Genomic DNA, 13,225 nt, shown 5'->3' with positions numbered 1-13,225 from the left:
TCACAAGTTGTACTGCTTGCGCTTTCGGTACAACGTCGAGGCATCGATACCCAGGGTCTTGGCAGCCTGGTCCAGCGTATCGGCAGTGGCGAGGACCGCTCCGATGTGGGCTTTTTCCAGTTCATCCAGACTCAGCGCAGCGCCAACCCGAGGCGCGTTGTTGACCGGGGTTTCAGCCATGCCCAAGTGACTGAGCTCCACCCGCTCCTGTGGACAAATGATGCTTGCCCGCTCCACCACGTTGCGCAGTTCGCGAATGTTCCCCGGCCAGCGGTAGCCGAGCAGCGCTTCAAGAGCTTCGTCGCTGAAGCCCCGAGCCGGACGCGCGTATTCCTTGACGAAACGGGCCAGAAAGCGATCGGCCAGGTTCAGAATATCTTCCCTGCGCTCTCGCAGTGGCGGCAGGTGTAGGGTGATCACGTTCAGCCGGTAGAGCAAATCTTCACGGAAACGGCCGTCGCGCACCATGTCTTCGAGGTTGAGGTTGGTGGCGGCAAGGATTCGTACATCGGCGCGGCGGGTCACCGGATCGCCCACTCGCTCGTATTCTTTGTCCTGAATAAAACGCAGCAACTTTGGTTGCAACGTCAGGGGAAAATCGCCGATTTCGTCGAGAAACAGCGTACCGCCATCGGCCTGATTGACTCGCCCCAGAGTGCTTTCGCTGGCCCCGGTGAATGCCCCCCGGCTATGGCCGAAGAGCTCGCTCTCCATCAGTTCGGCGGTCAGGGATGGGCAGTTGATCGTGACGCAGGACTTCTTCGCGCGCTTGCTCCAGCCGTGAATGGCCTGGGACAGCTCGCCTTTACCGGTGCCTGACTCGCCGAGAATCAAAATATTGGCATTGGTACCGGCCACCTGGCGGGCGGTTTCGAGCACGACTTTCATCGCCGGGCTGTGGGAGTCCAGGCCATCCTTGGATTTGCGCACTTCGCCTTCAAGGGCTTCCAGACGTGCCGACAGTTGCCGCACTTCCAGCTGCTTGGCGGTGGCCAGGCGTAATTGGTCGGGGCTGCAAGGCTTGACCAGGTAGTCGGCGGCACCGGCCTGAATGGCATCCACGGCAGTATCCACGGCCGAATGAGCGGTGACGATCACCACCCTCATCCACGGCGCCTGAATGCGCATTTGGGCCAGCACATCGAGGCCATTGTCTTCGCCCAGACGCAGGTCGAGGAAACACAGGTCGAAGACTTGGCGTTGAAGCAGCGCATCCGCCTGAGCGGCGCTGTTGGCGGTAGCGACGCTGTAGCCTTCATCCTCGAGGCAATAGCGGAAGGTACGCAGGATGGCGGACTCATCGTCCACCAGCAGAATGCGGCCTTGATGCTCAGTGGCTGATTCCATTTTCCTACGCTCCTTAATGAATGATCTTGGTTAGTCCCGGAAAAATCGGGCAAGTTGCATGGTTGATTCTGCTCGATTCCAGCCACAGCAGCGTAGCTCTACTCCTCACCCTAAGGCTAATCGCCTGATTTTGCTGTTTTTTTATCAGATAGGCGGTTCGCAGGCGATTGCGGGTGTCCCCTTGTGACATCCACGCCCTCCTCGCAATTCAAAAATATTCAAAGTTCCTTTGAGTCCATCGTGCATTACGCACGACGTCAAAAGGGCCATCGTGCAGGATGCGTCCGATACGATTTTCACCATGATCATAACGTATTGATTTTATTAGTTTTTATTATCAATAAAAGCTGGCACGCAGGCTGCAACAGTCTGGTTAACCGGGGTACTCAAGAAGTCGCCCCTAACAAAATCACCACAGCGTGGGAGGAGCTTCAGGATGAGTCGCCAACGTGCCGCCCAGTTGCGTATCTCGCCACTGCATCTGCAGCAAGGTCTGTTTGCTGTTCTGGCGCTATTGATCACTTTGATCGGCGGCCAGCAGTTTCAGCGCTGGGAGCTAAGCCAGCAGCAAGAAGTGCCACGCTTGTCGATTCAGCACCCGACACAAACCCATTTCAGCGCGGCCAGCAGCCACCAGGCTGACAGCCCCCCCATGCGAATGATGGACGTCGACCAGGCTCAGCCTGCGGATGAGATGCCTCGCCAGGAACGTTGGGTGTTCTAAACACATGAACTTGGCGCGTTCGATGCGCCGGGAAAAGCACCACAAGCAACCTCTCTAAGTAGAAGCGTAAGGAGAATCACCATGTTGAGCTGGGCAATCACATTCTTGATTATTGCCATCATCGCTGCAGTACTGGGCTTCGGTGGTATCGCAGGCACCGCGACGGGCATCGCCAAGATTCTCTTTGTCGTGTTCCTGGTGATGTTTATTGCTTCCTTCTTCTTTGGCCGGCGCGGTCGAGGGTGAATATGAGCGTTTTAGTAAAGACACTGGCAGCCGCCCTGCTTCTGGGCGGTTGTGCCATGGCCACAGCGGCCAATGACGGCCAGTCGCGGGTCAATGAGTTGCTCAATGCAGACCCGCAGTACCGTGAAACCTGGCAAGACGTGGTGAAGAAGGAAGAACGCCTGCCGGAATGGGTCATGAACCTGTCCGGCGACGCCGAACAAATGAATGCCGTTGAAGAAGATGGCGAGAAGTATCTGGTTGGGCCGCTTTGCGAATCGCAGGCGACATGCCTCAACAAGCGCTTGATCGTTGCCGTCAGCTTCGACAAGAAGGATGCCTACGCCATGCTGGTCGAAGTGCCAGCGGGGCTGCCGGCCGACAAGTCGCCTACGCGACATGCCGACTACCGCTTTCTTGGAAAGCCGGACCCGGGCATGCAGGACTTGCTGATGGAACAGTTGAAGAAAGATCCACACTGGTACTGAATTCGTCACATGAAAGAAGCAGCATGGCTTCTTTCCACTGCGCTACCCGAGGACGGTAGGCGCATGATCAGGGGGCCGGGACGTTCTGCCTGTTTCAGGGGCGGAGTGACCTACGGGTACAGGGAGTGCCTGCGCAAGGGCCGGGGCAGGCAGAAGCTGCGACGCAAGTTCGCCGGTCACTCATGGATCGTCGGGCTTGCGAAGCGCTTTCCTCATCGAAAAGCATTGACCTAGAGCGTTCTGCTCGCCTCCTCCGCTAATCCCTCGCAAAACCATTTCGCGGTATTTCTTTGGTGACCGTATATCGAGAAAACTGCGACTCAAAGACCGAGAATTTTCGCGCTTGAACGTAGGTTTTTTCCCAAGTTTTAGCCCTCATTCCCTTGTTCAAAAAACAACCAATCTCCTCTGCGATGGCCGGTTCACGGCACTTATGCTTGCCGAAATGTCGTATTCGAACCGGTTGGGACACGCGTTTCAGTTAAAAAAACTCATGCCGATTCGGCATAGGGTAGGCGTTTACGGCATTAGACGTCGCTTCCTTGCATCTGAATAGTTGCGCCTTTTTTCGCCTGCCAGAGAGCCGATAACACGCGCTCCGGGGCTCCTTATACGGGGGTAGATGCACAAGACTTTTTCGCCACAAGCGTTCCGGTTTTTGCATCTGTCTGAGTCAAACGCAAGTAAGGGTAAAGATATGAAGAAGGCAAAGCTTAGCCTCGCCTGGCAGATCCTCATCGGTCTGGTATTGGGGATTGCAATCGGTGCACTGCTCAACCACTTCAGTGCCGAAAAAGCCTGGTGGATCAGCAATGTCCTGCAACCAGCAGGCGATATCTTTATCCGTCTGATCAAGATGATTGTGATCCCGATCGTGATCTCTTCGCTGATCGTCGGTATTGCAGGCGTTGGTGACGCGAAGAAGCTGGGGCGTATCGGTCTGAAGACCATCATTTATTTCGAGATCGTCACCACCATTGCCATCGTGGTCGGTCTGATGCTGGCCAACGTGTTCCATCCGGGCACCGGCATCGACATGAGCACCCTGGGTACTGTGGATATTTCCAAGTACCAGGCCACTGCCGCCGAGGTTCAGCATGAACATGCGTTCATCGAAACCATCCTCAACCTGATCCCGTCGAACATCTTCGCGGCCATGGCCCGCGGCGAGATGCTGCCGATCATCTTCTTCTCCGTATTGTTCGGCCTCGGTCTGTCGAGCCTGCAATCGGACCTGCGCGAGCCGCTGGTAAAGATGTTCCAGGGCGTGTCGGAAAGCATGTTCAAAGTCACTCACATGATCATGAACTACGCCCCGATCGGCGTTTTCGCACTGATCGCAGTGACCGTGGCCAACTTCGGTTTCGCCTCTCTGGTGCCGCTGGCCAAACTGGTGATTCTGGTTTACGCCGCCATCGCCTTCTTCGCCTTCGTGGTGCTGGGCCTGATCGCTCGCCTGTTCGGCTTCTCGGTGATCAAGCTGATGCGCATCTTCAAAGATGAGCTGGTGCTGGCCTACTCCACCGCCAGTTCCGAAACCGTGCTGCCGCGCGTGATCGAGAAGATGGAAGCCTACGGCGCGCCGAAAGCCATTTGCAGCTTCGTGGTCCCGACCGGCTACTCGTTCAACCTTGATGGTTCGACCCTGTACCAGAGCATCGCGGCAATCTTCATTGCCCAGCTCTACGGCATTGACCTGTCCATCAGCCAGCAATTGCTGTTGGTGCTGACCCTGATGGTCACCTCCAAAGGCATTGCCGGCGTACCGGGCGTGTCCTTCGTGGTGCTGCTGGCCACCTTGGGCAGCGTGGGTATTCCACTGGAAGGCCTGGCGTTCATCGCCGGTGTAGACCGCATCATGGACATGGCGCGAACTGCGCTGAACGTGATCGGCAATGCCTTGGCCGTATTGGTCATCTCCCGCTGGGAAGGCATGTACGACGATGCCAAGGGCCAACGCTACTGGAACTCCCTGCCGCACTGGCGCAGCAAGGAAAAGTTGCCGGCCGGTGAAGTCTCCAGCAACTGAGTCATCCTGCATTTAGAGCCAAAACAGACCCCGGAGAAATCCGGGGTTTGTCGTTTCTGGCTGCCCCGCTATCATTCGCCGCATTCTTCGGGGGATTTAACTGATGCTCAATGGCCTGTGGCTTGGCTTCTTCATCGTGGCGGCCGTTTCGGCGCTGGCGCAATGGCTGATCGGCGGTAACGCCGGGATCTTCGCGGCGATGGTGGAAAGCATTTTCGCCATGGCCAAATTATCGGTTGAGGTGATGATCCTGCTGTTCGGCACCCTCACCCTCTGGCTGGGCTTTCTGCGGATTGCCGAGAAAGCCGGGATCGTCGAGTGGCTGGCCAAGGCGCTCGGTCCATTATTTCTGCGCCTGATGCCCGAAGTCCCGGCGGGTCATCCGGCCATCGGCCTGATCACGCTGAACTTTGCCGCCAATGGCCTGGGCCTGGATAACGCCGCCACGCCGATCGGCCTTAAAGCCATAAAGGCGCTGCAGGAGCTCAATCCGAGCGCCACCATCGCCAGCAACGCGCAGATCCTGTTCCTGGTGCTCAACGCCTCCTCCCTGACCCTGCTGCCAGTGACGATCTTCATGTACCGCGCCCAGCAAGGTGCGCCCGATCCGACCTTGGTGTTCCTGCCAATCCTGCTCGCCACCAGTTGCTCGACCATCGTGGGTTTCTTGTCGGTAGCGTTCATGCAACGTCTGCGCATCTGGGACCCGGTGGTGCTCGCGTACCTGATTCCCGGTGCCTTGGCCCTCGGTGGTTTCATGGCGCTGCTGGCGACGCTCTCGGCGACCGCCCTGACCGGCCTGTCATCGATCCTCGGCAACCTGACGCTGTTCGGGCTGATCATGCTGTTTCTGGTGATCGGCGCGTTACGTAAGGTGAAGGTCTACGAAGCATTCGTCGAAGGCGCCAAAGAAGGCTTCGGCGTGGCCAAGGACCTGCTGCCGTATCTGGTCGCGATGCTGTGTGCCGTCGGCGTGCTGCGTGCGTCCGGAGCGCTTGACTTTGGTCTGGACGGGATCCGGCACCTGGTGGAATGGGCCGGTTGGGACACGCGTTTTGTGGATGCACTGCCAACGGCGATGGTCAAACCATTCTCCGGCAGTGCCGCCCGGGCGATGCTGATCGAGACCATGACAACCTCTGGCGTGGACAGCTTCCCGGCGCTGGTGGCGGCGACACTTCAGGGCAGTACCGAAACGACCTTCTATGTATTGGCGGTGTATTTCGGCGCGGTGGGAATCCAACGGGCGCGTCATGCGGTGGGGTGTGCGTTGCTGGCGGAGTTTGCCGGCGTTCTCGGCGCGATCGGCGTCTGTTACTGGTTCTTCGGCTAACCGAGCCCCCTGTGGGGCTCGGCCTCAAGGCCTCGCTGGCCTGCGGCTTGGCCAGGCGCAGCGACCAGCGTTGCGGCGTCCCGTGGCGGGCCGATACGCTGCTCTGGGCCGAAGGCAATCGATAGACATCGAACGGCTCGGACCTGGGCAGGATCGAGCAAGCGCTGAGCACAACGAAGCTGGCAACGGGTTACTTTGCGGCAGTCGCAGGCTTTTTGTCCTTTACCACGAAGCGCAACACACCAATGAGCTGGCCATCTTCGGTCAGCACCCGAACCTGCCATTTACCCGCAGGATCACCGGGGAAATTCTGCTTGTGGGTCCAGGCCCGGTAACCTTCCTTACGCCCGCCGTGGATGTCCAGGGGGATGCGGTCGACCTCTTTGCCGTTGAACTGCCACACGTGATAGACCCGCTCATCCAGACCGCGCGGGGCGTTGATCGCGGTGTAGGCGTACAGCCCGCCGCCGCGAATCTGCTCGACACTGACTTCATCGAGGCTGTCGCCGGGGGTGCGGTCCTGCAGTTGGGTGCTGATCGCCACGTCGGTCATCCACAGGGTCGCCGGCGGCACCCAGGATCGCAGCACCCAACCGAGCGCGCCGATGCCCAGCGTGATACTGAGAATCGCCAGCGCGTTGCGCACGGTACGAATCGGGAAGATCGATGCCAGGCTCGGGAACGACAGCACGACGGCCGTGCCTAAGGCCAGTTTGAAGCTCTGAGCGGTGGTCAGGTGCAGGATAACGGGCAGGGCGGTCAGCAGTGCAGCAAACAGCGTCAGTGTGTGCAGCGCCAGGAACGCCCAGCGCCGGGGGGCCAGCCATTTGTAGTAGAGCGGGTCGATGATGGAAATCAGCGCGGCGATGGCCAGCAGCCCGGTAAAGAACAGTTGGCCGCTGTTCCAGGTGGTGGTGATAAAAAAGAACGGCAGGACGAAGAACAGGCTTTCCTGATGGATCATCTGCGTGGCGTAGCGCAGCAGCGGCTGGGGTATTTCGCGTTTGAAGATCCTGGCGAACAGCTTGGTCAAGCTGTTTTCCAGCATCAGCCAGATCCAGCTGACCAGCATGATGGTGGTGATCCAGGTCGCCAGACCTTGCTGGCGATCTACCAGAATGAAACTGCCGACCCCAGAGATGAAACCGCCGAGCGCAATGACCCCGGGGTAGCGCTTCATCAGTTCCAGGATGCGCTGGACGAATAGGGTCAGAGTAGGCATTCGGCGGTTCGCAATAGTCGTGGGAAAATCCTCGATAGGGTACCGCCTCACCACAGAAAATGGTTACTTTCTGCGATGAAAGCGCAAAGCCAGTACGCTCAGAACCAGCAACCCGAACACCCCGGCAATCGCCCACATAAACTGGTCATCACTGATCAATGGCTGTTCGATCCGTAGGTAGCCCGGCTGCATCAGCAATTCACGCATCGCTTTGTTTGCGTCCTCCAGCGTCACCCCTTGCAGTGCCTTGGCCGGGTTGGCGAAACGGCCATCCTCATAGTCCCCAAGGGCGCTCCAGTAATAATCGGCCAACGCGCGGTTGCCTTGCACGGCCCAGGCCTGGCGGGCGATGGCGGCCTGTTTGATGCGGTTGAAGGTGTCGGCATTGAGACCATCCCTGAGCAACCCGGCCTTCAGATCCTCCAGCACCCGTTCGGCCTCGGGCACGTCGTCGCGCTCAAGGTCCGCGTTCAGGCTCATGAAGCCCACACCGCCAAACACCTCGCGCTCGGCCGAAGGCCCGTAGGACAAGCCATTGGCCAGGCGCAATTGGCGGTAGAGCGCCCAGTCCAGATAGTCCTTGAGCAAGTCGAAGGTTTCGTCGTGCTGATCTCCCAGCACCGGCTCCGGCACCAGCCAATGCAGCTTGGCACTGCCGCCAACAAAACCGTGACTCAGGGTGCGCTCATGGGCAGCGCTGGCCTGGATGGCCGGGAGGGGCGGGTGATCCGTCGGATCGACCGCTTCAAGCGCACCATAAGACCGCTCCAGATAGGCCGGCAGCAACCGCTCAAGGTCGCCGACGACGATCAGGGTCATGTTGTTGGGCGCGTACCAGGTCTTGCGTACCTTTTCCAGCTGATCGCGGGTCAGGTGATCGACCTCCGGCCGCTCGGGGCATTTGAGGCCCAGTTCCACCGCCAGTTGATTACTCGCCGAGTGGCCAAGATCCTGGCGATCCAGCCAACGTTGCAGGTGCGAGTAATGGCCGCCGTCTTCGCGCTCGACCACTTGTTTGGCGGCGTTGATGGCGTTGTCGTCAATTCGGGTCTGGGTCAGTAGCGCCAGCAGCAGGTCGAGGACCTTGCGCTGGTTTTTCGCCGGGGCTTCGATGACGAACGTCGTGTCGGCATTGCTGGTGTAGGCGTTCCACTCGCCACCCAGGACCTGCATGCGCTCTTCCAGGCCCCCTTCGCCGGTGGCGTCGATGCCGCTGAACAGCAAGTGTTCAAGCAGGTGCGGCAGCTCCTTGTCGGCGCAGCTGAAATCATCGATGCCGACGCCGACCACCAGACGAATCGCCACATGCCCGTGCTCGGTGCCGGGCTTGAGCAGCAATTGCAGACCGTTGGGCAGCGTGTAGCCCTCGACCTGAAAGCGATCCAGAGCAAATGAAGGGAATGAGCCAAGCAACAGACAGGCGAACAACAGACAGCGCATAACGGGTTTCCATACGGCCAGCGTAAGTTCAACAGACTTCAGGCAACTGTGGACGTTCAGGGTGAATGAGTGATGTCAACGAAATCGTCGACCGCCAGGGCGCCGGTGTCGGCAGTTTCCAGCACCACATAGGCGCTGCTGCAAAACAGCGAATTGAGACGCTTCATGTCGGCAATCAACTCCAGGTGCAACGAGCTGGTTTCGATACTCTGCACGATCTTACGTTGCAATCGACTGACGTGAGCATGGGCCAGACGGCGCTCCTGCGCGCGAAAGCGACGTTTCTCACGCAGTAACAGGCGGGCACTTTCCTTATCGGCACTGAGGAACACCGACAACCCCAGGCGCAGGTTGGAGATCAACTGACTGTGCAACCCCGCCAACTCTTCCAGGCCGACCTCGGAAAAAGACCGGCGCTGCGAGGTTTTCTGCTGCTGAACCTTGCGCAGCATGCGCTCGATGAGGTCGCTGGCCAGTTTAAGGTTGATCGCCAGCTCGATGATTTCCGCCCAGCGCCGGCTGTCCTGCTCGCTGAGGTCTTCGCGGGGCATTTGCGCCAGATAGAGCTTGATCGCACCGTAGAGCGATTCCACATCATCGGTCAGGCGCCGCATTTCCTGGGTAATGGCGGTTTGCTTGCCGTTCAGCACGTCGAGCATGGCCTCGAGCATAGTGTCGATCAGGTCACCGATGCGCAGGGTTTCCCGGGCGGCATTGGCCAGCGCCAGGCTGGGCGTGACCAGCGCTGTTGGATCAAGATGCCGCGGTTTGGCGGTGCCGTTGATCTCCGGCCGCTCCGGCAACAGCCACGCGCAGAGCCTGGCCATCGGTCCGACGCTGGGCAGCAGGATCAGGCAGCGCGCGGTGTTGTAGAGCAGGTGAAAGCCGATGACCATTTCCTGAGGGCTGAAGTCCAGGCTGTCGATCCAGTGCACCAACGGGTCGAGCACCGGAATGATCAGCAACAGGCCGATCAGTTTGTAGAGCAGGCTGCCCAATGCCACTTGGCGGCCGGCGGCGTTCTGCATGCTGGTGCTGAGGAAGGCAAGGATGCCGCTGCCGATGTTGGCGCCGATCACCAGCCCGATGGCCACGGGCAGGCTGATCATCGCGGCACCAGCCAGGGTCGCCGTCAGCAAGACGGCGGCCAGGCTGGAGTAGGAAACCATCGCAAACAACGCGCCGACCAGCGCATCCAGCAAGATGTCGCCGGTGAGCGAGGCGAAAATCACTTTCACGCCTTGGGCCTGGGTAATCGGCGCAGCAGCCTCAACGATCAGTTGCAGCGCCAGGATGATCAGCCCGAGGCCGAGACTGACGCGACCCATCTGCCCCAGTCGGGTCTGTTTGCGCGACAGGAAGAAAATCACCCCAAGAAAGATCAGCAGCGGTGACAACCATGACAGGTCGAAGGTCAGCACCCGCGCCATCAGCGCGGTACCGACGTCGGCCCCGAGCATGGTCGCCAGGGCCGGGGTCAGCGCCATCAGGCCCTGACCGACAAAGGAGGTGACGAGCATGGCGGTGGCGTTGCTGCTCTGGACCATCGCCGTGACGACGATCCCGGAGACGAACGCCAGCCAGCGCTTGGACATGTTCCGGCCAATCACATGGCGCAAGTTGGAACCGTAGACCCGCAGGATGCCGGTTCGGACGATGTGCGTGCCCCAAATCAACAAGGCCACGGCAGATAACAAATTGAGCAGGGTGAGCATGCAGACCCCCTGTGGTGGTAGCGCCCCAAAGGGGCAAGTTGACGGTGCCGCGCGTTCATCTACGTTCTGTACTTAAGCTGTAGTTGGCTAACGGCCTGCGCGCCAGCATCGCATAGCTAAAGAAGCGATTGAAACAAAACTGTCATGAAAACAGCTTGATGCAGAGGTGAAAAAGCCCCTGCCACTCAGGTGAAAAGGTGCACGAACACAAACCCTGTGGCGAGCTTGCTCCCGCGGGGCTGCGCAGCAGCCTCATTGAGGGAGAGTTCAAGCGCTGAAGTGATCCGCACCTACGCTAACATCGATCAGATACTTCGCTGTCTTCGGGTTGCGCTCGTCGCAACGTGCGTAGCATTTGACGTTTAGGGCAAGACTGTATTTTTGAGGGACGAGCAGCATCACGACTACAACTTGATCGAACAACAAATTCTGAAAATCACTTCTCTCGATCGCATCATTAAAACTGAGCCAGGCATGGCGTTCATTATCTCGCGGTATCCACCCTGAGCTTTTCAGCATCTCCTGTAAATGGATGAGTAAGGGGATCAACTGATCGAAAGACAGAATTTCCAACATCGGTGAAGTTGTAAGCGTCGATACTTTCCCTTTGTCGTACCCTACAGCGCCAAACTTCGTTGGCGGTAGGGTGAAGTCGTGTTGAGGGTCATCAAACTTGACAACCACCGGGCTGCTAATCCAGGTTGAGTCTACTTCTGGCGGTTCGCTTGGGTATATAGCGGTTTTTCGTTCGACTGGGAATGTGGAGTCTTTAACGAGTGCTGCGTACGGCTTACCGATATGAAGGGCCAACCTATCAATTGGGATGTGAAAAGAGGTCAGACAAATGAACAGCATAAAAAATGCTGCTCTTTGCAAACAGCGACGCCACCTTCTGGAGCGACATTTCATTCGCTGTAGTAATCCGAACCGACACTGACATCAATTAGATACTTCGCCGTTTTCGGGTCGCGCTCATTACAGCGGGCGTAGCATTTGACGTTAAGCGCAAGACTGTACTTGTGAGGTATAAGGAGCATCACAATAACAACCTGGTCGAACAATTTACTCTGAAGCGCATTTCTGTCAGTTTCATTTGTGGTTACCAACCAAGCATAATCACTGCCGTTTCGCGGTGTCCAACCCGCTTCTTTCAACGTGGTCTGCATTTTGTCTAGCAGGGGCAAGAGTTCCTCAAAAGCCAAAGTCTCGAGCATTGGAGAGGTGGTAACAGTTGCAACTTTACTCTTGTTGTACGTCACTGCACCAAATTTGGTTGGTGGCAAGGTGAAGCCATGCTCAGGATCATCAAACCGAATGACAACAGGACTGCTGATCCAGGTTGAGCTTGGATGGGGTGGTTCACTGGGGTAAACGGCTGTCTTTGCCTGTACTGAGAATGTTGAGTCTCGCACCACCTCCTCGTACGGTTTACCAACGTGAACGCTAAGCACATCTACGCTTCTACCGGAGTAGGCTGCATAAGCAACGAGAGCAGCAGCGGTGCCAACCACTAACAATCGAATACGCTTTGAGAGCATCCTCATCTGACGCCCCCGCCTTGGGATATCTCTCTTATCGATTGCTCCAACTGGTTATGTGTTAGGGGGTCTTTAAGCAAACGATCAAATTGCGTTGCAGCTCGAAGAACAAAAGCCATACGTTGGTCTTTGTCCGCCAAATCAGAGAACGGATTGCGACCAAATGTGACTTGACGATAGTCAGGAGTCTTACATTGACTGGCTAGAGTAAGTTGAATCTCTTCAGAAACTCCAGTGAACAAGCCAGTTACCACGGACACAACATCACCGGCTTGAGTGCCTTGCATAAGTCTTGCGAAGTGGTTCACGTCATACATGGCTGGCTGAAGAATGTTTAGCTGCTCATGAGCAGCCATAAGCTCGACGCTCGTAGCAATATCTCCGGCCTCGATTGCCTTGAATGTATCGGATACCTCCGTCCGGAATGCACCGAATTCAACTCTATCTGCAATAGGCCAAAGTACTTCATTTTTAAGGCTGCTGCGGTCAGGCAGGCATTTCTCCATTTCCTTGAACCCTCGCACCATGAAAAACCGGTGCAATGGATAAACATCCAGGAAAAGAGCAGTGTTTCCAAGCGCAAGCATTTCGTGAACGTATTGCAATTCTTCTTGAAGAAACGCAATCGCGTCGCCTGACAGTGGATCACTCGTCAGGGGGACCGAATTCTGCTGCTTGGCCTGATCCCATTGTGTCCAAAGCTCAGGATCCGAACGCAATTTGTTCACCACTACGCGTTCATACAAATCCTTTGACTGACTGTTTTTTAACTTTCGGTAAGCTTTTTTCTCCGCTTCGATTCTCTGGTCTAGCGTGGAGGCATGGATCAACCCACACCCCACCTGCTTCGAAGCAAACGCCGCCAACCCCGCCCACTGAAACCGGTTATCCGCCAGCCACAACTGCGCATAGGCCGCGTTGATCTTGCGGTTGCGCACTTGCGGGTCGGCAATCAGTACGCCACCCGGTGCGACCCATTCTTCGGCTTCTTTCTGAAACCTGCGCCAGAGGCAGTTACAGGTTAGCAACGGCACTTCGACGCGGGTTTTCGGGTTGGGGCCGCCCGTGGTGGTTTCGCGTTTGCAGGCGGGTAGTTCGCAGGTGCTGTCCCAGAGTTTTTTCATGTCCAGATCGTCTGGAGCGATGCATTGGCCGGTCATTTGA

At 57.5% G+C, this 13,225-nt stretch carries 12 protein-coding genes and 1 pseudogene; 5 read left to right on the top strand and 8 right to left on the bottom strand.

Going from position 1 to position 13,225, the window contains the following annotated elements; all coding sequences use genetic code 11:
• Complete coding sequence (algB, locus tag ACXPVS_RS15450; protein ID WP_458510704.1) at positions 1-1,347, bottom strand: sigma-54-dependent response regulator transcription factor AlgB; 1,347 nt, start codon at positions 1,345-1,347, stop codon at positions 1-3.
• Between the two features lie 436 nt (positions 1,348-1,783).
• On the opposite strand from algB, the gene ACXPVS_RS15445 reads away from it, so the two are divergent.
• The 5 genes from ACXPVS_RS15445 to ACXPVS_RS15425 all read left to right on the top strand — a co-directional run bounded on the left by ACXPVS_RS15445 (position 1,784) and on the right by ACXPVS_RS15425 (position 6,146).
• The gene (locus tag ACXPVS_RS15445; RefSeq protein WP_458510703.1) at positions 1,784-2,071 is read left to right on the top strand and encodes a hypothetical protein; all 288 of its coding nucleotides are present in this window, start codon (positions 1,784-1,786) and stop codon (positions 2,069-2,071) included.
• 81 nt (positions 2,072-2,152) lie between these two features.
• Positions 2,153-2,317, top strand: coding sequence for a DUF1328 domain-containing protein (locus ACXPVS_RS15440; protein ID WP_003177151.1), 165 nt, complete (start codon positions 2,153-2,155; stop codon positions 2,315-2,317).
• Between the two features lie 2 nt (positions 2,318-2,319).
• Entirely contained in the window at positions 2,320-2,784 is a 465-nt protein-coding gene (locus ACXPVS_RS15435; RefSeq protein ID WP_458510702.1) for an inhibitor of vertebrate lysozyme family protein, read from the top strand.
• 697 nt (positions 2,785-3,481) lie between these two features.
• Positions 3,482-4,813 carry a glutamate/aspartate:proton symporter GltP gene (gene gltP / locus ACXPVS_RS15430; RefSeq protein ID WP_458510701.1) on the top strand — a complete coding sequence of 444 codons (1,332 nt, stop codon included), beginning with the start codon at positions 3,482-3,484 and terminating at the stop codon, positions 4,811-4,813.
• A gap of 103 nt (positions 4,814-4,916) precedes the next feature.
• Entirely contained in the window at positions 4,917-6,146 is a 1,230-nt protein-coding gene (locus tag ACXPVS_RS15425) for a nucleoside recognition domain-containing protein (protein WP_458510700.1), read from the top strand.
• 25 nt (positions 6,147-6,171) lie between these two features.
• On the opposite strand, the pseudogene ACXPVS_RS15420 reads toward ACXPVS_RS15425, so the two are convergent.
• From ACXPVS_RS15420 to ACXPVS_RS15390, 7 genes and pseudogenes are all read right to left on the bottom strand, one after another.
• A pseudogene (locus ACXPVS_RS15420) lies at positions 6,172-6,318 on the bottom strand (ABC-type transport auxiliary lipoprotein family protein); the annotation flags it as partial.
• Between the two features lie 18 nt (positions 6,319-6,336).
• Complete coding sequence (locus tag ACXPVS_RS15415) at positions 6,337-7,368, bottom strand: DUF5924 family protein (RefSeq protein WP_458510699.1); 1,032 nt, start codon at positions 7,366-7,368, stop codon at positions 6,337-6,339.
• Positions 7,369-7,431: 63 nt separating this feature from the next.
• On the bottom strand, positions 7,432-8,808 hold the full coding sequence (locus ACXPVS_RS15410; RefSeq protein ID WP_458510698.1) for a M16 family metallopeptidase: 1,377 nt from the start codon (positions 8,806-8,808) through the stop codon (positions 7,432-7,434).
• Positions 8,809-8,864: 56 nt separating this feature from the next.
• Positions 8,865-10,523 (bottom strand): Na/Pi cotransporter family protein, encoded by a 1,659-nt coding sequence (locus tag ACXPVS_RS15405; RefSeq protein ID WP_458510697.1) that lies wholly within the window; start codon positions 10,521-10,523, stop codon positions 8,865-8,867.
• 267 nt (positions 10,524-10,790) lie between these two features.
• Positions 10,791-11,378, bottom strand: coding sequence for a hypothetical protein (locus ACXPVS_RS15400; RefSeq protein WP_458510696.1), 588 nt, complete (start codon positions 11,376-11,378; stop codon positions 10,791-10,793).
• A 50-nt stretch (positions 11,379-11,428) separates the two neighbouring features.
• Positions 11,429-12,067 carry a hypothetical protein gene (locus ACXPVS_RS15395; protein WP_458510695.1) on the bottom strand — a complete coding sequence of 213 codons (639 nt, stop codon included), beginning with the start codon at positions 12,065-12,067 and terminating at the stop codon, positions 11,429-11,431.
• On the bottom strand, positions 12,064-13,221 hold the full coding sequence (locus ACXPVS_RS15390; protein ID WP_458510694.1) for a DUF2515 family protein: 1,158 nt from the start codon (positions 13,219-13,221) through the stop codon (positions 12,064-12,066). The genes ACXPVS_RS15395 and ACXPVS_RS15390 overlap by 4 nt, the downstream gene beginning before the upstream one ends.
• Positions 13,222-13,225 lie beyond the last annotated feature (4 nt).

The organism is Pseudomonas sp. Ma2-10, assembly GCF_054330215.1.
This window is presented reverse-complemented; position numbering and strand designations above follow the sequence as displayed.